This is a genomic window from Thauera butanivorans, assembly GCF_048398245.1.
Classification (GTDB): domain Bacteria; phylum Pseudomonadota; class Gammaproteobacteria; order Burkholderiales; family Rhodocyclaceae; genus Thauera; species Thauera butanivorans.
This window is the reverse complement of record NZ_CP183038.1, coordinates 4,010,989-4,030,702: the sequence shown is the minus strand read 5'-3', so window position 1 is coordinate 4,030,702 and position 19,714 is coordinate 4,010,989. Positions and strand designations below refer to the sequence as shown.

Annotated in this window: 21 protein-coding genes; 18 read left to right on the top strand and 3 right to left on the bottom strand. The window is 68.7% G+C overall.

Annotation, left to right across the window (positions count from 1 at the left end; translation table 11 throughout):
• Window positions 1-9 precede the first annotated feature (9 nt).
• The 18 genes from rpsD (at window position 10) to ACNQFN_RS19455 (ending at window position 15,911) form a co-directional block, all read left to right on the top strand.
• Window positions 10-621, top strand: coding sequence for a 30S ribosomal protein S4 (rpsD, locus tag ACNQFN_RS19540; RefSeq protein WP_418647327.1), 612 nt, complete (start codon window positions 10-12; stop codon window positions 619-621).
• The gene (locus ACNQFN_RS19535; RefSeq protein ID WP_418647326.1) at window positions 618-923 is read left to right on the top strand and encodes a hypothetical protein; all 306 of its coding nucleotides are present in this window, start codon (window positions 618-620) and stop codon (window positions 921-923) included. Before rpsD ends, ACNQFN_RS19535 begins: the two co-directional genes overlap by 4 nt.
• A 259-nt stretch (window positions 924-1,182) precedes the next feature.
• Complete coding sequence (locus tag ACNQFN_RS19530; RefSeq protein ID WP_418647325.1) at window positions 1,183-3,261, top strand: TonB-dependent receptor; 2,079 nt, start codon at window positions 1,183-1,185, stop codon at window positions 3,259-3,261.
• Window position 3,262: 1 nt separating this feature from the next.
• Window positions 3,263-4,297 (top strand): ABC transporter substrate-binding protein, encoded by a 1,035-nt coding sequence (locus ACNQFN_RS19525; protein WP_418647324.1) that lies wholly within the window; start codon window positions 3,263-3,265, stop codon window positions 4,295-4,297.
• Window positions 4,294-5,085, top strand: a complete 792-nt coding sequence (locus ACNQFN_RS19520; RefSeq protein WP_418647323.1) for an ABC transporter permease — start codon at window positions 4,294-4,296, stop codon at window positions 5,083-5,085. The genes ACNQFN_RS19525 and ACNQFN_RS19520 overlap by 4 nt, the downstream gene beginning before the upstream one ends.
• Window positions 5,082-6,023: an ABC transporter ATP-binding protein gene (locus ACNQFN_RS19515; RefSeq protein ID WP_418647322.1), complete on the top strand. Its 942-nt coding sequence runs from the start codon at window positions 5,082-5,084 to the stop codon at window positions 6,021-6,023. The genes ACNQFN_RS19520 and ACNQFN_RS19515 overlap by 4 nt, the downstream gene beginning before the upstream one ends.
• Before the next feature lie 8 nt (window positions 6,024-6,031).
• Window positions 6,032-7,327 carry an NnrS family protein gene (locus ACNQFN_RS19510; RefSeq protein WP_418647321.1) on the top strand — a complete coding sequence of 432 codons (1,296 nt, stop codon included), beginning with the start codon at window positions 6,032-6,034 and terminating at the stop codon, window positions 7,325-7,327.
• Between the two features lie 293 nt (window positions 7,328-7,620).
• Complete coding sequence (locus ACNQFN_RS19505; protein WP_418647320.1) at window positions 7,621-7,959, top strand: HMA2 domain-containing protein; 339 nt, start codon at window positions 7,621-7,623, stop codon at window positions 7,957-7,959.
• Window positions 7,946-8,641, top strand: coding sequence for a ferritin-like domain-containing protein (locus ACNQFN_RS19500; RefSeq protein WP_418647319.1), 696 nt, complete (start codon window positions 7,946-7,948; stop codon window positions 8,639-8,641). Before ACNQFN_RS19505 ends, ACNQFN_RS19500 begins: the two co-directional genes overlap by 14 nt.
• A 1-nt stretch (window position 8,642) precedes the next feature.
• Window positions 8,643-9,077, top strand: a complete 435-nt coding sequence (locus tag ACNQFN_RS19495) for a hypothetical protein (protein ID WP_068635933.1) — start codon at window positions 8,643-8,645, stop codon at window positions 9,075-9,077.
• Window positions 9,074-9,421, top strand: coding sequence for a hypothetical protein (locus ACNQFN_RS19490; RefSeq protein ID WP_174524514.1), 348 nt, complete (start codon window positions 9,074-9,076; stop codon window positions 9,419-9,421). Before ACNQFN_RS19495 ends, ACNQFN_RS19490 begins: the two co-directional genes overlap by 4 nt.
• Window positions 9,414-9,917 carry a hypothetical protein gene (locus ACNQFN_RS19485; RefSeq protein WP_418647318.1) on the top strand — a complete coding sequence of 168 codons (504 nt, stop codon included), beginning with the start codon at window positions 9,414-9,416 and terminating at the stop codon, window positions 9,915-9,917. Before ACNQFN_RS19490 ends, ACNQFN_RS19485 begins: the two co-directional genes overlap by 8 nt.
• The gene (locus tag ACNQFN_RS19480) at window positions 9,914-12,043 is read left to right on the top strand and encodes a heavy metal translocating P-type ATPase (RefSeq protein ID WP_418647317.1); all 2,130 of its coding nucleotides are present in this window, start codon (window positions 9,914-9,916) and stop codon (window positions 12,041-12,043) included. Before ACNQFN_RS19485 ends, ACNQFN_RS19480 begins: the two co-directional genes overlap by 4 nt.
• Window positions 12,040-12,294 (top strand): FeoA family protein, encoded by a 255-nt coding sequence (locus tag ACNQFN_RS19475; RefSeq protein WP_068635930.1) that lies wholly within the window; start codon window positions 12,040-12,042, stop codon window positions 12,292-12,294. Before ACNQFN_RS19480 ends, ACNQFN_RS19475 begins: the two co-directional genes overlap by 4 nt.
• A 133-nt stretch (window positions 12,295-12,427) precedes the next feature.
• Window positions 12,428-12,655, top strand: a complete 228-nt coding sequence (locus ACNQFN_RS19470; RefSeq protein WP_068635929.1) for a FeoA family protein — start codon at window positions 12,428-12,430, stop codon at window positions 12,653-12,655.
• Entirely contained in the window at window positions 12,655-14,985 is a 2,331-nt protein-coding gene (feoB, locus tag ACNQFN_RS19465; RefSeq protein ID WP_418647316.1) for a Fe(2+) transporter permease subunit FeoB, read from the top strand. Before ACNQFN_RS19470 ends, feoB begins: the two co-directional genes overlap by 1 nt.
• A gap of 10 nt (window positions 14,986-14,995) precedes the next feature.
• The gene (locus ACNQFN_RS19460) at window positions 14,996-15,277 is read left to right on the top strand and encodes a FeoC-like transcriptional regulator (RefSeq protein WP_068635927.1); all 282 of its coding nucleotides are present in this window, start codon (window positions 14,996-14,998) and stop codon (window positions 15,275-15,277) included.
• Window positions 15,278-15,287: 10 nt separating this feature from the next.
• Window positions 15,288-15,911 carry a hypothetical protein gene (locus tag ACNQFN_RS19455; protein ID WP_418647315.1) on the top strand — a complete coding sequence of 208 codons (624 nt, stop codon included), beginning with the start codon at window positions 15,288-15,290 and terminating at the stop codon, window positions 15,909-15,911.
• A gap of 17 nt (window positions 15,912-15,928) precedes the next feature.
• On the opposite strand, the gene ACNQFN_RS19450 is transcribed toward ACNQFN_RS19455, so the two are convergent.
• The 3 genes from ACNQFN_RS19450 to ACNQFN_RS19440 all read right to left on the bottom strand — a co-directional run bounded on the left by ACNQFN_RS19450 (window position 15,929) and on the right by ACNQFN_RS19440 (window position 19,556).
• The gene (locus tag ACNQFN_RS19450) at window positions 15,929-16,360 is read right to left on the bottom strand and encodes an HMA2 domain-containing protein (protein ID WP_068635926.1); all 432 of its coding nucleotides are present in this window, start codon (window positions 16,358-16,360) and stop codon (window positions 15,929-15,931) included.
• A gap of 153 nt (window positions 16,361-16,513) precedes the next feature.
• Entirely contained in the window at window positions 16,514-17,194 is a 681-nt protein-coding gene (locus ACNQFN_RS19445; RefSeq protein ID WP_418647314.1) for a Fe2+-dependent dioxygenase, read from the bottom strand.
• A gap of 70 nt (window positions 17,195-17,264) precedes the next feature.
• Window positions 17,265-19,556 carry a catecholate siderophore receptor Fiu gene (locus ACNQFN_RS19440; protein WP_418647313.1) on the bottom strand — a complete coding sequence of 764 codons (2,292 nt, stop codon included), beginning with the start codon at window positions 19,554-19,556 and terminating at the stop codon, window positions 17,265-17,267.
• Between the last annotated feature and the right edge of the window lie 158 nt (window positions 19,557-19,714).

The following is a 19,714-nucleotide window of genomic DNA, read 5'->3' as shown; positions in this document are numbered from 1 at the left end:
GAGATCATCTTGTCCCGTTACACCGGCCCCCGATTGAAAGTGATGCGTGCGCTCGGTACAGAGCTGCCCGGCCTGTCGCGCAAGTCGCTCGGCGAGCGCAACTATCCGCCCGGCCAGCACGGCCAGCGCCCGAAGCGCAAGTCGGGCTACGGCGTGCAACTGATCGAGAAGCAGAAGCTGCGCTTCAACTACGGCCTGACCGAGAAGCAGATCCAGCGCCTGTTCCGCGAAGCCAAGCGCGACCGCGGCCCGACCGGCGACAAGCTGCTCGAACTGCTCGAGCGCCGCCTGGACAACTTCGTCTTCCGCGCCGGCTTCGCGCCCACCGCTGTCGCTGCCCGCCAACTGGTGCGCCACAAGCACGTGCTGCTGAACGGCCGCTCGGTCAACATCCCGTCGATCCGCGTCAAGCCGGGTGACCGTATCCAGCTCACCGAGCGCGGCCGCCGCATCCCGATCGTGGCCGAGGCGCTCGCCGAGCCGGCGCTGACCCGCCCCGAATGGCTGGCTTTCGACGAAGCCGCCTTCGCCGCCAGCGTGACGCGCACGCCGTCGCCGGACGAAGTGCCGTTCCCGGTCGACGTGCAGCAGGTCGTCGAATACTACGCGGTGCGGATGTGAGCACCCTGGCATCCCGTCACCGTCGCGGCGCGGCTTCGGCCGCGCCGGACGAAGGGCTGGCCTACCCGAACCAGCCCGAGCTGGCGCTCGCCGCCGTGCTGCAGCTGTTGTCGCGCTTTCCGGCGCGGCAGTCGCCGGCGGTGGCGAAAGCCATTGCCGATCATCTGGCGGTGATCGGCAGTGATGCCAGGATGGCCGGCTGCGTGCGCGAGTGCGCATCCAGGCTGGTCGATGACTGGCGTGCGTACGCCATGTTGAGCGAGTCCTCGCCCACTCCGGAAGCGGGCTCACAACTGCATTGATCGATCGCCGTCATGGGGCCCATGGCCCGGGAGCAAGATCATGAGCAAGAAGAAGTGCTGCAAGAAGGACAAGCCCTGCAAGGGTTGCCCGAAGCTGAAGAAGTAAGATCGAGCGCGTGTGACCGGGCGCTGAAGATGCGGATTTGACCGGAATCAAACGGTAGTGATTCCTATTCAGCTATCGTTGCATCAGCCTGATTCCTGTCATCCCGAGCAAGCCAGCCGCCGCCAGCCAGCTCACTGCCCGATGGAGCCGTCCATGAAGTCGCGTCCGCGCAAGCTGTGCCTGGCCATGCTGGGCCTGTTCGCTGTCCCCTTGTCCCTGATCCCGTCCTTTGCCGTGCATGCCGAAACCCTGCTCGGCGAGCAGGTCGTCACCGCCAAGGGCTATGCCGGCGACGCGCTCGAGACGCCGCAGGCGATCGAAGTGCTGCGCCCCGCCGCGAGCGGCGCCAAGGTGCTCGGCGACCTGATGCGTGGCGGACCGGGCCTGGCGGTACAGTCCGATGGCGCCTGGGGGCAGAACCCGGTGCTGCGCGGGCTGAAGCGGGAAAGCGTGGTCGTCATGGTCGACGGCCTGCGGGTCAATTCCGCCCAGCCTCAGGGCGCGATCGCCTCCTTCATGGACCTCGGCCTGCTCGACCGCGTGGAAGTGGTGAAGGGGCCGGGTTCGGTGCTGCATGGCAGCGGGGCGATGGGCGGCGTGGTCAACATGCTGACGCCCGACGCCGCCTTCAGCGCCGACGAACGCATGGGCGGCCGCGCCGGCCTGCGCTTCAGCAGCGTCGACAAGGGCGTCGCCGGCGCGCTGCTGGTGCAGCGCTCGAATGCGGACCATGCCCTGGTGCTGGGTGCCGCCGGGCGGGACATCGGCGACTACCGCAGCCCGGACGGCCGAGAGGACCGCACCGGCTATGACTCCAACACCCTGCTGGCCAAATATCGCCACCGCCTCGGCGACGACATCAGCCTGCGGCTGAACCTGCAGCGGCACGAGGACAAGGACGTCTGGTATCCCGGTTCGGCGCGCACGGGAGCGGGCATTCCGCCGCCGCTCGGCGTCGCCACCATCCACTCGCCCGAGCAGCGCCGCGAGCTCTACGAACTGGGTGTCGATGCCAGATTGGGTGAGGGGCAGCTGTCGGCAGAAGTCTATCGCCAGGAAGTGTTCCGCCAGATCCGCGCCCGCGCCGAGCGGCTGGGACGCGACTACGTGCGCAACGACGTCACCTTCACCACCGACGGGCTGCGGGCCAAGTACATGTTCCCGGTCGGCGGCAGCCATCTGCTGACGGTCGGCGCCGAAACCTGGCGCATGAAGGGCGATCCCGAGCGCTACATGGACAACAACCCGCCTTTCTTCAACAACAACCAGCGCAACGATCCGTTCGCCGACGGCGAGATCGAGGCGATCGGCGTCTTCGTCCAGGACGAATTCGAGCTGGGCCGCAGCCGCATCGTCGCCGGCGCGCGCTACGACCGCGTCAAGGGCGACGCCAGACAGAAGGGCTGGGGGCCGGCGGCGCAGACCAGCGGCCTCGACAGCACCGACAACAACCTGTCCTGGTCGCTCGGCGCGATCCATCCGCTGAGCGAAACCCTCAACGTCTATGCCAATCTCGGCCGCGCCTACCGTGCCGCCGACATGCGCGAACGCTTCGAGGATTCGGCGCGCGGCGACGGCTACTACCACGTCGGCAACCCGCAGCTCGACCCGGAAGTGTCGACCAGCGTCGAGCTCGGCCTGAAGAGCGCCGCCAGAGGCGGAATCGAATACCAGCTGGCGGCCTTCTACACCCGCATCGACGACTACATCGCCGGCCGCGTCACCGGGGCGACGCATGCGGGTTCCGGGCTGCCGCTCAAGCGCACCGAGAACCTCGACAAGGTCACCATCTACGGTGTCGAAGGCAGTGTCCGCGCACCGGTCGGCGCCTTCGCCGCCGATGCCGGCTTCACCTGGCTGCGCGGCAAGAACCACCAGGACGGCGAGCCGCTGTACCAGATGCCGGCGCCCGAACTGCGGCTGGGCATCGGCCAGCCGGCCGAGCGCGGCTTCTACTGGCATGCTCAGCTGCGTGCGGTGGCGGAGCAGGACCGCATCGCGACGCGCTTCTCCAACGGCACCGAGGATGCCACCTCCGGCTTCGTCACCGCCGACGCCGAGCTGGGCTGGCGCTTCGGCCCGGTCGGCTTCTTCAATGGCGCCACCGCCGCCGTCGGCCTGCACAACCTGGCGGACAAGCGCTACCACGAACACCTGACCGACGGCATTTCCGGCCAGGAACTGGCTGCGCCTGGCCGGGGTTTAACATTGAGTCTTTCCGGGAGTTTCTGACATGCAAGCACCACGCCCCCGTCTGCCCGGCTGGAGCCGGATCCTGCTGCACATCTGCGTGGTGCTCGCATTCCTGGCCGTGACCGGCACCGCCAGCGCGCAGAAGCTGCCCAAGCTGACGCTCGCCGGCCCCTCGGCGGCGGTGTCGAACCCGCTGATCCACATGGTCGACTCCGGCGCCCTGGCCGACCTCGCCGAGGTGGTCGAGTTCGTGCCCTGGCGCGACCCCGACCAGTTGCGCGTGATGGCGCTCGACGGCCGCGCCGACGTGCTGGCGATGCCGAGCAACGTTGCCGCCAACCTCTACAACCGCGGCGCCAGGCTGCGCATGCTCAACGTGTCGACCTGGGGCGTGCTGTGGCTGGTGTCGCGCGATCCGGCGCTGAAATCGCTCGCCGACCTGCGCGGCAAGGAGCTGGCGATGCCTTTCCGCGGCGACATGCCGGACATCGTCTTCCAGTTGCTGGCCGAGCAGCAGGGCCTGGATGTGCGCAAGGATCTGAGCCTGCGCTACGTCGCCAGCCCGATCGATGCGATGCAACTGCTGGTGATGCGCCGCGTCGACCATGCGCTGCTGGCCGAGCCGGCGGTGTCGATGGCCTTGCGCAAGACCGGCTCCTTCCCGCTCAGCGTGATCGCGCCCGAGCTGTACCGCAGCGTCGATCTGCAGCAGGAGTGGGGGCGGGTGTTCGAACGCCCGGCCCGCATCCCGCAGGCCGGCATCGCGGTGATGGGCGCGCTGCGCGAGCGCCCGGACGTGATTGCCCGCATCGAAGCCGAATACGCCCGCTCGCTCGCCTGGTGCCGCGCCAACGCCGAGTCCTGTGGCAGGGCGGTGGCCGCCCGCATCGACATGCTGAGCCCGGAAGCGGTGGCCGACTCGATCGCCGTCAGCCAGCTGGAAGCGGTGCCGGTCGCCGAGGCGCGCGCCGAACTCGAGTTCATGTTCGGCCATCTGCTGCGCAAGAATCCGGCACTGATCGGCGGCAAGCTGCCCGACGACGGCTTCTACGGCGGAGCCGGCGCCGCGCGATGAGGCTGCTGCGTGCCTGGGCGGCCGGACTGCCCGCCTACCTGTGGAGCGGCTGGGGCGCGATCGCCAGCCTGCTGCTGCTGTTCGCGGCCTGGGAGGCGGTCAGCCTGATCTACGGCCCGCTGGTGATGCCGGACCCGCGTTCGGCCTTCGCCACGCTGCTGGGCCTGATCGAAAGCGGCGCGGCCTGGCCGGAACTGGCCGCCACCGCGCGCCGGGCAATGAGCGGCTATGCCTTGTCGCTGGTCGCGGGCAGCTTCCTCGGGCTGCTCGCGGGGCTGTCGATGACCGCCTCGATGATGTCGCGCCCGCTCGTCACCGTGCTGATGGGCACGCCGCCGATCGCCTGGCTGGTGCTGGCCATGCTGTGGTTCGGCGCCAGCGACGGCACGCCGGTATTCACCGTCTTCGTCGCCGCCTTTCCGGTGATCTTCATCGGCGCGCTGCAGGGCACGCGCACGCTGGACAACCAGTTGCGCGGCATGGCCGAGGCCTTCCGCCTGCCGCGCCGCATGATGTTCACCGACGTCTATCTGCCGCACGTCGTTTCCTACCTGTTTCCGGCCTGGATCGCCGCGCTCGGCACCTCGTGGAAAGTCGTGGTGATGGCCGAACTGCTGGCGACCCAGGACGGCGTCGGCGCGGCGCTGGCAGTGTCGCGCTCGCATCTGGACACCGCGGCGACGATGGCCTGGATCGCCGCCGTGGTCGGCCTGCTGCTGGCGGTCGAATACCTGGTGCTGGAGCCGATCAAGCGCGAAGTGGAGCGCTGGCGGGAGCAGGGCAGATGAGCGCGTCCCGTCCAACGGATACCCGCCCGCGCGAACTGCGCGTCGATGGCCTGAACCATGCGTTCGGCCGCGACGAGGTGCTGGCCGGCATCGGCTTCCGCCTGCCCGCGGGCGAAGTGGCGGCGCTGGTCGGCCCCTCGGGCTGCGGCAAGACCACCTTGCTGCATCTGGCCGCCGGGCTGCTGACGGTGCAGGAAGGGCAGGTCAGCAACGGCTTCGACACCACCGCCTTCATGTTCCAGCAGCCGCGCCTGCTGCCGTGGCAGACCGCGCTCGACAACATCGCGCTCGGCCTCAAGGCGGCGGGCCTCGCGCGCGCCGAACGCCACCGCCGCGCGCGCGGCATCGGCTTGCAACTCGGCCTCGCGCCGCGCGACCTCGACAAGTTTCCGCACCAGCTCTCCGGCGGCATGCAGAGCCGGGTCGCGCTGGCGCGCGCGCTGGTGCTGGCGCCCGACCTGCTGCTGCTCGACGAGCCGTTCTCGGCACTGGACGTGGGCCTGAAGGAAGAGCTCTACCGCCTGCTGCTGGGCCACCAGGCCGCGCGCGCGATGGGCGTGCTGATGATCACCCACGACCTGATGGAGGCGGTGCGGCTGTCGGACGCGATCCTGCTGATGGCGCCGGCACCCGGGCGCATCGTCTGCCGCTTCGAACTTGACGTGCCCGCGGCGCAGCGCGACGACGCATGGGTTTATCGCCACACCGCGGAGCTGCTGCAGAACGCAGTGGTGCGCGATGCTTTCGGTATGCCGCCGCTGATGACAGGGGCAGGAGCGGCCGGCGATCCGGGGACCGGCCATCCGGCGGCGGGTGAGCAGGCCGCAGAAACGCCGGCCACGGGGATGCCGGCCGGCGCCCCTCTCGCTTCGGCGCTGCGCCTGGTGGCGACGCACGAGCCGGCGCCGGCGCGCAGTGCCAGCCGCTGCGGAGGGTGAAGGGCGCGATGACGAGCTTCGACCGGCTGGCGGCGAAACCGCTGTTCCTGTGCAGTTTCCGTTCCTTCTTCCTCGCCACCGCGCTGTACGGCGTCGCGCTGCTGCTCGGCTGGCTGGGTTTTCTCGCCACCGGCATCGGCCTGCCCGAGGTGCCGGGCGGCCCGATCGTCTGGCATGCGCACGAGCTGATGTTCGGCTTCGGCCTCGCCGCCGTCGCCGGTTTCGTGCTGACGGCGGTGCCCGAGTTCACCGCGACGCCGGCTTTCGGGCGGCGGGTGACGCTCGTGCTGCTGCTGTGCTGGGCGGCGGCGCGTCTCGCGTTCTGGCTGTCCGGCGTGCTGGGCGCAGGGGGGGCCGTGCTGGCTGCGCTGCTCAACAGCGGCTTCATGGCGGCGATCGTCGTGCTGGTGGCGCCGCGGCTGTGGCGCGACCCGGAACGGCGCCACCTGTCCTTCCTGTGGGGGCTGGCGGCGATGTGGCTGGCGGTCGGCGGTTTCCATGCCGACGTGCTGCGTGGGCTGTACCCGATGCGCTGGGTGCTGGCCGGCGCCGGCGCGATGATGGTGCTGATCGTCGTCGCCATGAGCCGGGTGTCGATGCGCATCGTCAACGATGCGCTGGACGCCGAGCGCCTGCGCCGTGCGGCGGAGCAGGGCGATGCCGTGGCCGGCGAACGGCCGCGCCTGCCCGGCGAGGACGACGACGAACTGCCCGCCTACCGAGCCCGTCCGCCGCGGCGCAATCTCGCCGTGTTCGGCATCGCCGCCCATACGCTGGCCGAGTTCGCATTGCCGGGTTCGCCGATTGCCGGCTGGATCGCGCTGGCCGCGGCCGCGGCGGTGCTGAACCTGCTCAACGACTGGCACGTCGGCCGCGCGCTGCTGACGCGCTGGGCCTTCATGTTGTACGCGGTGTACTGGATGATGGCGCTCGGCTACGGGTCGATCGGCCTGTCCCTGCTCGGCGTGGCGGTGGCGCCCAGCGCCGGCCTGCACCTGCTGACGGTCGGCGCGATGGGCCTGTCGATCTTCGGCGTGCTGTGCATCGCCGGACGCACCCACTCCGGCTACGAGCTCGATATGCGGCCATGGGTGCCGGTCGCCGCCTTGGCGATCGGCGCGGCGGCGCTGGCGCGTGCGGCGGCGGGCCTGCCCGGGATGCCGGTGGCCGGGCTGCAGGCGGCGAGCGTGGCCGCCTGGGCGCTGGGTTATGGGCTCGCCGCCGTCTTCCTCGGCGCGGTGTTCCTGCGGCCGCGGCCGGACGCCGGCACGGGCTGCGAGGAACCGATGGATGAGGCCGCATGAGGCTTTGATCTGCGCCAGAACGCCAGCGGCTGAGGGGCGCGGCAATGACCACAACATCGCCAATGTCGGCGTGGCGTGGGAATTCTGAACGCGGGCCAGCCGTTTCGAGCGGAGTTGACGTGTGTCATTGCCGCCCGCTGCAAGGGGCGTAAAGTGATTCTGCAAATGGATCGGGTTCATGTAGCCAGCCGAGTTCGCCAGCCAACACCCTCCATGTGGATTCATTACGAAAGCGGGGCCTTGGCCCATTGGCGTGGCGATGCCTGCAGTACGTGGAAGGGCTGGAGATTGAAATGCCGGAGTTCGAAGAGTTGCGCGTCTTTCTGTGTGATGTGCGTATCGCCCATCACATTCGCGGGCGCATCCGGCTGAAGCTGGAGAGCCGCTCGGTGTCCATCGACGTGCCGCGTGCGCAGGCGCGCGAATTCCAGTCCCTGCTCGACCGCATTCCCGGCGTCGCTTCGGTGCAGGTCAATCTGCTGGCGCGATCCTGCACCGTGCATTACGACCCCGCAGTGATTCCCGAGCGGGCCTGGATCGATCTGCTGGGCGGTGTCGACTCGGAAGCCGCGGCGATTCTCGAACGCATATTGCACGACGCCTATCTGGAGGCCGGCAATGCAAAACTATGACGAACTGATCCTGCGCACGCAGCGCATCGACCCGGCGGCGCCGTTCCCCGTGGCGCACCAGGCGGTCAGGATCGCGCTCTACGACGAATATGCCGCCCGCAGTTTCTATGCGCGCGTGGTCGAATCCTTCGGCGAGCGGGCGCCGTTCTCCAACGTGCTGCGCTCGGAAGAACAGCATGTGACCGCCTTGCTGGGCTTGTGCGAACGCTTCGGCATTCCGCGTCCGCTCGATCCCTTCCCGCAGGAATCCACCGTCGAGCCGACCTGGCTGGCGAACTGCCAGCGCGCCGTCGCCGGCGAAATCGCCAACGTGCAGATGTATGCCTGGCTGCTGAACCAGGTCGCCGAGCCGGAAGTGCGCAGGGTGTTCCAGAACCTGCAGGCAGCGGCGCTGCAGCATCATCTGCCCGCCTTCCGCCAGGCCGCGGTCGCGGCGCAGGCGCAGGAAAGCTACCACGCCGCGCACGGCATCTCGCCGCAGCAGGCCTATGTGCGCCACGGCCCGCTGTCCGATTTTCTCGAACGTGCCTTCTCGCAGCTCGGGCCTTATGCCGGGCCGCTCGGCATCTTCAGTCCGCTTCTGCGCAATGCGCATCCCGCCATGCTGGCCGGCATGGTGACGGGGGGCGCAGGAGTCTATCTGTGGAAGACCAGGACCGGCCGTCATCGCAAGGAGGACTGACATGTTCCCGCTATTACCTTTCGTCGCTGGCGTGCTGACCGGTGCAGTTGCCCTCCGCCTGATCAGGACCGACAAGACCAAGGCGGGCGTCGAGGCCGGCGTGGAGAAGGCCCGTGCCGGCATGGAAAAGGCACAGGACACGCTGCGCGGCGCCGCAGTGTCCAGCCTGGAAGCGATCGAGAATGCCTCGGCGCGTGCGCGCAAGCGCCTGACCGCCGAAGAAGCGGTAGCAGATGAAGAAGTTGCGGCAGCCGATGCCGGGGCAGCCCCTGCGGTGGCAGCAGCCGATGCTGCATCGGAGCAGGCCGGGAAGCCGGCCCCGGCGCGCAGGAAGCGTGTGCCGCGCGCTGCGGCCAAGCCGAAGAAGGCAAAGGCCACTCCCGCAGCACGCGCTGAAGCCGAGCCCGGCGCAGCCGGGGAGGACGCCGGATCATGAGAAACGCGATCATGCCCTATGGCGTGGTGCCGATTGGCGTGCCGCTTCGCGCCAGCGGGGCGACCTTCGTGCAGGGTTTCGTTGCCGGGGGTTGCCTGTCGGCCTTCCAGGACCGCCCTGCGCAGCTTTCGTCGCCCTCGCCGGCCGAACTGAAGCGGGTGCTGCGCCATGCGCTGCAGGGCGGCACTGCACTGGCTGCCGGCACCCGGGCCGCAGCCGCGGTCCGTCAACGGAATTACACCGGCGCGCTGGCCGCCGCCGCGGTCGGTGCGGCTGGCGTGCTGATCATCGAACGATTGCTGCGCGACGGCGCGCAGGCCGAACAGGAGAAGCAAGATGGCTAAGAAGAACAAGCACTGCCGCGGCAGGAAGGCGATGCAGGACGACGCCTGGCCGGGCCAGTACGGCCAGCCGCCCAATGCGCAGTACGGCCCGAATGGCCAGCATGGTCCTCAGTACGGTCAATATGGCCAGCAGTACGGAGCACCGTCCTGGGGGCAGTACGGCATGGCGAGCGGCCTGCCGGGCGGCATGGAAGCCGGCTTCGCCCAGGGTTTCGCCCAAGGCATGGGCCCGCTGCCCCAGCAGGCGGCTGCCGATGGCGGTTTCCTGCAGAACATGCCGGCCTTCCTGCGTACCGGCAATACCGAGCAGTTCCTGCTCGGCGCGCTGATCGGCGCGGCCGCGGCCTGGGTGCTGAGCGACGAGGAACTGCGCGGCAAGATCGTGAAGTCGGCGATGAAGCTGTATTCCGGCGTGGCCGGCGGCTTCGAGGAGATGAAGGAGCAGATGGCCGACATCCGCGCCGAAGTCGAAGCGGAGCGCCACGGAGACGCATGATGGATGCAGGCTGGATGTCCGCGCTCGAACCGGTCCACGCCACGCGTGGCCGGGCGCGCTGGCGCTACACCTGCCGCAAAGGGGCGCCGCTGGAAGCGCGCGCGATCGTGCGGGCGGTGGAGGCCATCGCCGGCGTCAGCAAGGCGCGGGTCAATCCGGCCGCCCGTTCGCTGGTGGTCGAGTTCGATCCGGCCGCCACTACGGCCGACCGCATCGCGCTCGACATCCTGCGCATGGCGCCGCTGCGGCGCCATGCGCAGGGCGACGAACCCAGCGCCGCGCCGGTGGCGCTGAGCGCGGCCACGCTGCTCGCCACCCGCTCGCTGCAGCCGGGGCTGCAGGCACCGGTGGCGGTGGGCACGGCGATCCCGCTGCTCGGCGAGGCGGTCGACGACTTCCTCGAAAAGGGCGTGACTTCGCACGTGCTCGAAGCGATGGCGGTGGCGATCTCGATCGGGCGCAAGGACTATCTCGCGGCGAACATGACCTCCTTCCTGCTCGCGCTGGGCGAGTACCTGGAAGCCTCGATCGAGCGCCGCTCCGACGAGTTGCTCAAGCATCTGCTGAAGCCGGACGTGGGCGAGGTCTGGGTCGAGCGCGACGGCGTGGAGAAGCAGCTCGACGCCGCCGAAGTGCGGGTGGGCGATACCGTCATCGCCGCCACCGGGCGGGTGATTCCGGTCGATGGCACGGTGCTGGGCGGCGAGGCGATGGTCAACGAGGCGACGATGACCGGCGAAAGCGTGCCGGTCGCGCGCCGCCGCGGCGACACGGTGCTGTCGGGCACGCTGGTCGAGGAAGGCCGCCTGCGCATCTATGCCGAACGGGTCGGAGCCCAGGCCGCGGCGGCGCGGATCGCGGATTTCGTCGAGCATTCGCTGGCGGCCAAGAGCGCCACCCAGCTCGAAGCCTCGCGCATGGCCGACCGCCTGGTGCCGATGGTGCTCGGCCTGGCCGGCGCTACCTGGCTGGTGTCGGGCGACTGGCAGCGGGTGGCGGCGGTGCTGCAGGCCGACTATTCCTGCGCGCTGAAGCTGTCGACGCCGGTCGCCTTCAAGGCCGCGATGTACGAGGCCGGCAAGTCGGGCATGCTGGTCAAGGGCGCGAAGGCGCTCGAACGCTTGGCCGAGGCCGACACTTTCGTCTTCGACAAGACCGGCACGCTGAGCACCGGCAAGCTCGAAGTGACCGACTCGGTCGCCTTCAAGCCGGGCTATTCGCCCGAAGACCTCATCAACCTGGCGGCGTCGGTGGAAGAGCACTACTTCCATCCGCTCGCGCTGGCGGTGGTCGAGGCTTCGCGCCGGCTGGATCATCCGCAGCACTTCGATCACAAGGAGGTCGAGTTCATCGTCGCCCACGGCGTGGCCAGCATCATCGACGGGCGGCGCATCGTCGTCGGCTCGCGCCATTTCGTCGAGGACGACGAAGGCATCGGCACGCAGGCGCATCGCGACACCATCGAGCGCCTGCACTTGGACGGCAAGACCCTGCTCTACATCGGTTTCGGCGGCGAACTGCTCGGCGTCATCGCCTTGCGCGACAGCCTGCGCGCCAACAGCGCCGCCACCGTCCGGCGGCTGCGGCGCTTGGGCGTGAAGCGGGTGCTGATGCTCACCGGCGACCATCCCGAGCGCGCCCGGGCGATGGCCGGCGAACTGGGGCTGGACGAATTCCACGCCGGGCTGATGCCCGAGGACAAGGCCCGCATCCTGCAGGAGCTGGCAGCCCGGGGCGCGCGCATCGCCTTCGTCGGCGACGGCGTCAACGATGCGCCGGCGCTGAGCGGTGCGCACGTCGGCATCTCGATGCACAACGGCGCCGACGTCGCCCGCCTGGCGTCCGACGTCGCGCTGCTCGAGGACGACATCGCGCGGGTGGCGGACGCGAAGGCGCTGTCGATCGCCACCCAAAGGCTGATCGACAGCAATTTCAAGCTCACCGTCGGCCTCAACACGTCGATCCTGTCGGCCGCCGCTTTCGGCTGGCTGACGCCGGTGGCGGCCTCGGCGCTGCACAACGGCAGCACCATCGCCATCCTGCTGCGCGCATTGGCCGGTGCCGGCCTGCCGCGCGGCCGCCGCACGGGCAAGGCACTGCCGCGCGAAAGAAAGGTGCCGGCATGAATGGCCCCGACCGTTCCCGCGCCTTTCCGCTGGCGATGGCAAGCGAAGGCGAGCCCGTCCGGGTGGTCGGCATCCTGGGCGGTTCGTCGATGGCGCTGCGCGTGGCCGAGCTGGGCCTTAACGTCGGCAGCGAGCTGGTCGTGCGCCAGCGCCAGGGCAGCGGGCTGGTCGTCGGCCGCGGCGAGACGCGCTTCGCGCTCGGCGGCGGCATGGCACACAAGATTCTGGTGGCGCGGATCGAGGACCGATAGCGGTCCGGAGCCGACGTGATGACGAAATAAGTCGAGGGCAGTGCCCGGCGCCGTGAGGCCAGGCAAGGTATTCGTCGTTTTGAATGCAAATCAGTATGAAGCGCGCTGCGCAGATTCGATTGGAGTGAATCAGATGATGCTCAAACAACTCGCGGTGGGCGACCGCGCCAAGGTGTCCGGTTTTGCCGAGGCGGGCAGCCCCTATCGCCGCAAGCTGCTGTCGATGGGCCTGACGCCGGGGGCGGAGCTGCAGGTGGTGCGGGTCGCGCCGATGGGCGATCCGGTCGAGATCCGGGTGCGTGGCTTCGCCCTGACCCTGCGCAAGGGCGAGGCGGACGCGTTGATGGTGGAGAGGCTGTGATGAAAAACGAACATGTCATCGCCCTGGTGGGCAATCCGAACTGCGGCAAGACCACGCTGTTCAACGCGCTGACCGGCTCGCGCCAGCGTGTCGGCAACTGGCCCGGCGTGACGGTCGAGAAGAAAAGCGGCGAATACCGCCACGACGGCCTGCACTTCGAGGTCGTCGATCTGCCCGGCACCTATTCGCTGGACGTCGTCGACCGCGAAGTCTCGCTCGACGAGAGCGTGGCGCGCGACTACGTCCATGGCGGCGAGGCGGAACTGGTCATCAACATCGTCGATGCGTCCAACCTCGAGCGCAACCTCTACCTGAGTACCCAGCTCGCCGAAATGCGGGTGCCGTTGCTGGTGGTGCTCAACATGGTCGATGTCGCTCGCGACAAGGGGCTGCGCATCGATGCCGAAGCGCTGTCGCGCCGCCTGGGCTGCCCGGTGGTGCCAGTGGTCGCTTCCGAAGGCGAGGGCGTGGCTGCGCTGAAGACGGCGATCCGCAATGCGGTGAAGGCCCGCCGGCCGGCGAGCGCGAAAGTGGACTATCAACCCGAACTGGAGCAGGCCATCGCCGCGCTGGCGCCAAAACTCGAAGCGGCGGCACAGGCCGCGGGCACCTCGCCGCGCTGGCTGGCGGTACGGCTGCTCGAAGGCGACGATCTGGCGCGCACGGCGGCGGGCAAGGAGCTGGCTGCCGAAGCCGGGCGGCTGGGCGGCGACCTGGGCGAAGACCTCGACATCATGGTGGCGGATGCGCGCTACGGCCTCGCCAACCGGATCGCCGGCGAAACGCTGACGGTCAGCGGCCGGGTCGGTCGCGACCTCACCGACCATATCGACCGCATCGTGCTGAACCGCGCGCTCGGCGTGCCGATCTTCCTGCTGATGATGTACCTGATGTTCCTGTTCACGATCAACATCGGCGGTGCCTTCATCGACTTCTTCGACCAGTTCACCGGCGCGCTGCTGGTCGACGGCTTGTCCGAGCTGCTGGACGGCCTCGGCGTGCCGCAGTGGCTGACCGTGCTGCTGGCGCAGGGCATCGGCGGCGGCATCCAGGTCGTCGCCACCTTCATCCCGATCATCGGCTTCCTGTTCCTGTTCCTGTCGGTGCTGGAGGATTCCGGCTACATGGCGCGCGCGGCCTTCGTCATGGACCGCTTCATGCGCTGGGTCGGGCTGCCGGGCAAATCCTTCGTGCCGCTGATCGTCGGTTTCGGCTGCAACGTGCCGGCGATCATGGCGACGCGCACGCTGGAGCACCGCCGCGACCGGCTGATGACGATCGCGATGGCGCCCTTCATGTCCTGCGGCGCGCGCCTGCCGGTGTATGTGCTGTTCGCCGCCGCCTTCTTCCCTCAGGGTGCGCAGAACGTGGTGTTCGGGCTGTACATCGTCGGCATCGCGGTGGCGGTGCTGACCGGGCTGGTGCTGCGCCACACGCTGCTGAAGGGCGAACCGACGCCTTTCATCATGGAACTGCCGCCCTACCACCTGCCGACCGTCCGCGGCGTGCTGATCCATGCCTGGGAGCGGCTGATGGGCTTCGTCGTGCGCGCCGGGCGGGTGATCGTGCCGATGGTGCTGGTGCTGAACGTGCTCAACGCGGTCGGCACCGACGGCAGCTACGGCAACGAGGACAGCGATGCCTCGGTGCTGGCCGCGGTCGGGCGCAACATCACGCCGGCGTTCGCGCCGATGGGCCTGACCGAGGAGAACTGGCCGGCCGCGGTCGGCATCTTCACCGGCGTGCTGGCCAAGGAAGCGGTGGTGGGCACGCTGGACGCGGCCTACTCGGCGCTTGCCGCCAAGGATGCCGGCGAAGATGCGGACGAGGAGGAGCCTTTCGACCTGGGCGCCAGCATCGCCGCGGCTTTCGCCACCATTCCCGAGAACCTGGCCGATGCGCTGGGTTCCTGGGCCGACCCGATGGGGCTGGATGTCGGCGACCTCAGCGACGAGGCTGCGGTGGCCGAGGCGGTGGACCAGGACGTGTCGGCCGGCACCTTCGGCGCGATGGCGGCCCGCTTCGACGGCGCCGCCGGGGCCTTCGCCTACCTGCTGTTCATCCTGCTGTACTTCCCCTGCACGGCGGCGATCGCGGCGATCTACCAGGAATCGGGCGCGCGCTGGACGGTGTTCGTCGCGGCCTGGACGACGGGCCTGGGCTACGGCCTGGCAACGATCTATTACCAGGCGGCGACCTGGGCGCAGCACCCGGGCGCCTCGCTGGCGTGGATCGGCGGCATCGTCGCCTGCTTCGCGCTCGCCTTGTGGTCGCTGCGGCGCTACGGTGCGCGCGAGGACGGCGGCCTACCGCTGCCGCAACAGGTTTGAGGAGGCCGAGATGATGCTGTCCCGACTCAGTACCTATCTGCGCGAGCGGCGCCGGGCCAGCGTGGCCGACATGGCGCTCGCGCTGGAAAGCACGCCCGAGGCGCTCGGGCCGATGCTGGACACGCTCGAGCGCAAGGGGCGCGTGCGCAGGATCGATGGCGAACCGGGCTGCGGTTCGACGTGCTGCAAATGCGACCCGGCGACGGTGGCGCTGTACGAGTGGGCCGGCGCCGCGGCGACGCAAGCGGCGGGCGTCGGACGGTCCGGGGCGCGTCAGCCCGGCCCCGGCTGAGGGGCGGATCGTGGTGGTCGCGCCTGCGGCGCCGGTGCTGGTCGTGATCGGCATCCACCGCGAGGAACTCGTCTTCGGCCGCGAAGTGGCGGCCGGGCTGGCGCCGGACGAGGCCGAGGTGCTGGAAATCCCCGACGGGTTGTCGGGGCGCCGGCCGCGGCCGGACCAGTGCTTCCGCTACGGTCTGGCGCACGAGGCCTTGTACCTGCAGCTGCTGCCCCATGTGCTCGGCCGCCACAGGCTGCTGGTCGATCTGCATGCCGGCATCGACCGCGACGGCCCCTGTGCCGACCTCATGTGCGGCGATGCGGTGCTCGCCGAGCGGCTGCAAGCCCGGCTTCATGAATCGACCGGCGCACCGGCGGCAGGTGTTCCGGTGGCCGCCGGTGTGCCGATGGCGGGCGTGCGCGTGATCCGGCTCGGCTCGTCGGACGCCGTGCCTACCCGTACCGTGATCCCGGAACGGATCTGGCATAACCCGGCCTTTCTCTACCTCTGCATGGAAATCTACCTGTCCGACGATGGTAGCGCGCGGCCGCAGGCGGTGGCGTTGGCAAGGCGCTTGATCGGCCTTGCCGCGCAGTGTGTCGTTTGCGGTGGCGACGCCGTGGCCGCGCCGGACTGTAGCTGTTGAATGCCGCCGCCTGCGCGTCAGCGCAGCAGGTGGCGGCGATGCACGCCGAGATGCACGCCCAGGCAGGCGACGAACATGCCGCCGGTGACGGCATGCCAGCGCTTGTTGCCGGCGGCGGCCAGCGCCAGCGAGGTGGCGAGGCTGCCCATCATGCCGATCTTGGCGCAGCGGTTCACCTGCATCCGCAGCGAGCGCGTGCCGGCGGGGCGCTGCGGTACCGCGAGCGCTGCATCGATCAGCGCATCGATGTCGTTCTCGAGCCGGATCGGATCGGTCCTGTCCGGTGAATAGTGCAGCACGATGCTGCCGGCCGCGGCATTCGGTTCGACGACGACCACGCCGTCCACGCGCTTCAGCTCGGTTTCGATCCGGGACAGACGGGCACGATTGCGCAGCGCCTTGTCACGGATGCGGATGCGCCCCGGCAGCGAGGAGACGACGCGGCTCATCGGTGGTCTCCACGATCGTCTGGTGTTTCGCCTGGGCGGCGGTCAGGCTGCGGGCAGGGCTTACGGGATTGCGGGCGCATGGGCATCGGCTCGGAAAACCGTTCAGGAATCAGCAAGTCGGCGACTATAACCCAATAATGAGAATCGGACTTGTTATGTTTCCACCCAGAGGCGCAGCAGGTTGTGGTAATGGCTGGTCAGCGCCACGGTCTCGGGCGTCTCGCCGAGCTGCGCGCGCAGGCGCTGGATGTTCATGTCGAGGTCGAACAGCAGGTTCCGCTTCCAGTCGTCGCGCACCATGCTCTGCGTCCACAGGAAGGAGCAGACGCGCACGCCCGCGGTGACGGGCTCGACCCGGTGCAGGCTGGTCGAGGGGTAGAGGACCATGTCGCCGGCCGGCAGCCGGGCGCGGTGGGTGCCATAGGTGTCCTCGACCACCAGGTCGCCGCCTGTGTATTCGTCGGGTGCGGCGAAGAACAGCGTCGCCGACACGTCGGTACGCACGATCTGGCCGCTGCCCGGCGCCTGGCGGATGGCGTTGTCGACATGGTTGCCGAAGTGCTCGCCGCCTTCGTAGCGGTTGAAGAAGGGCGGCAGCAGCTGGCGCGGCAGCGCGGCGGAGACGAACAACGGGTTGCGCATCAGCGCGGCGGTGACGATGCTGCGCAGGCGGCCGAGCGCCGGCGCATGCTCGGGCAGCTGCCGGTTGCGCTTGACCTGGGCCGCCTGTGCGCCGGCGGTGGCCAGGCCGTCAGCCCAATCCGCCGTCGCCAGCAGTTGCCGGCACTCGTCGAGTTCGCCGGGCGTCAGGACTTCGGGAACATGCAGCATCATCGCGGGAATTCCTCGGAAAATGAAAAAACCGCCCGCCAGTGAAGCCGGGCGGGCGGCAAGGAGAGCCGCTTCAGAACTGGAAGTTCGCCGACAGCAGGGCCGAACGCGGCGTGCCCGGCGTGTAGCGGGCGCCGTTGTTGTTCATCGACGCCACGTACTTCTTGTCGGTGAGGTTGTATACGTTCAGCTGCAGCGAGACGTTCTTGCTGATCTCGTAGGATGCCATCGCGTCATACACCCAGTAGTCGTCGACCTCCGGCATGTTGGTGGTGGCGGTGGCATCGTTGGACGAGCGCAGCATCGAATCGACGTAGCGCGCGCCGCCGCCGACGGTCAGGCCGAAGGGCAGGCGGTAGGTGGTCCATGCGGTGAAGCTCAGCTCCGGCGACCACTGCACCGCGTTGCCCTGCTGGCTGGTGCTGCCTTCCTCGACTTCGGTCTTCATCCTGGCCAGTCCGGCCGACACCTGCCATGCCGGCGTGATCGCGCCGACCAGGCCCAGCTCGATGCCCTTCACCGTCTTCTTGCCCCATTGGGTGACGTCGCCGGTGACCGGGTCGGTCTGGGTGAGGTCGTTCTTGTTCTCGGTGCGGTAGATGGCGGCAGTGAAGGCGAGGCGTTCGTCGAGCAGGTCCCACTTGGTGCCGAGTTCGATGGTGCGCGCTTCCTGCGGGTCCATGTTGGGGTTGTTGATGCCGGTGGCGCTGAGAGTGAAGTTCGAGCCGCCCGGCGGCTGCTTCGACGTGGCGTAGGCGGCATAGATGCTGCCGTTGGCCGCCGGCTTGTACAGCGCGCCGACTTTCCAGCTCGTCAGCGTGTCCTTGGCGTCGATGTTCAGCGGCACCAGGGTGCCGACCGGCAGCGCGGGATGGCTGGTCGCGGTCGAGGCGACGACGTTGCGGGCTTCGGTGCGGTAGCGGTCGAGGCGCACGCCGGCGGTGAATTGCCAGCGCTCGCCGAGCTTGGCGGTGTCGAACAGGTAGGCGCCGATGGTGGTCGTCTCGCCGTCGGCCTTGCGTCCGTCCGTGCCCAGGTCGTAGTTGCTGACCGGATCGTGGCGGCTGGGATCGTACAGATTGCCCGGCACCATGCTGCCGGCGCCGACCAGGGTCTTGGTCAGCTGGCGCTCGTGGATGAACTCCAGGCCGGCGCTCAGCGAGTGCGCCAGTGGGCCGGTGCTGAATTCGGTCGTCAGGTTGGTCTGGTTGGTCAGCAGTTCGTTTTCCTGCCACTTGGTCTGGCGGCTGCGGGTCACCGTCCATGTTTCGGGGTTGTTGACGTTGCCCGCGTTGATGCCGTTCGGATTGGTGGCGCTGGAATTCGCGCTGCCGGGCGCGGTCAGCAGCAGTTCATGCCGCACCTTGCCCCAGCGCGAGGTGTTGCGCACCGTGGTGCCGGGCGCGATGTCGTGCTCGACCTTGACGGTGAACATGTCCAGGCTGACGTCCTCGAAATCGTGCTTCGAGCCGTAGAAGTTCTCGGTGTCGACCTTGCGCGCACCGATGCCGGCGGCGGCCAGCGCGGCGTTGTAATAGCCCTTCAGGCCGACCGTCGGGATGCCGCCGTCGGGTACGTTGTCCTGCTCGACATGCAGGTAGGACAGCGTGGTGCGGGTCGGCGTGTCGAGGCCGAAAGCGATCGAGGGTGCGATGCCCCAGCGCTTGCTTTCCACATGGTCGCGGCCGGCGACGCCGCCGTCCTGCTTCATGACGTTGAGGCGGAAGGCCGAGGTTTCGCCCAGTTGCCGGTTCATGTCGGCGGTCATGCGCAGGTTCTCGGCGCTGCCGTAGCTGATGCTGCCGCTCAGCGCGTTGTCGGCGAAGGGCGACTTGGACGACAGGTTGACGTAGCCGGACGGCGCGCCGCGGCCGTTGTCGGCGCCGACCGCGCCCTTGGATATCTCGATCTGCTCGACGTTGAAGGTGTCGCGGCCGAAGTTGCCGAGGTCGCGCACGTTGTCGATGAACACGCTGCCCGAAGTATCGAAGCCGCGCATGAAGATGTTGTCCTTCTGGTTACTGTTGCCGCCTTCGCCGAGCAGCATGGTGATGCCCGGGGTGTTGCGCAGTGCTTCGGTCAGCGAAGTGGCCTGCTGTTCGCGGAGGATTTCCTTCTTGATCACGGTGATGGTCTGCGGCGTGTCGACCAGCGGCTGGGTGAACTTGGGCGAGGACACCGTATCGGCCTTGTAGGCCTGCTCGCCGGTGGCGGTGACTTCGACTTTCGGCAGCGTCGGCACCGGGGCGGCCTGCTGGGCCGCGGCGGTGCCGGGCAGGGCCAGGGCGAGAAGGGTGAGGGCGGTGGTCTGGTGCAGGCGCGGCTGCTGCGGCAAGGTGTGTTTCTGGCTCTCGATGTGGGCCATGGAGTATCTCCGTCAGTGGGGGCAGGAAGTAAACGCTGGCTGGCTTCCTGGCCGGGAGATATCCGGTTGGGTGGCTGGCTATTTGTGGAAGCGAATAATAACGATTCCTGTTTTGAAACAAAATAAAATTTATTGAACTTTTTGAGATGTTGTCGGGA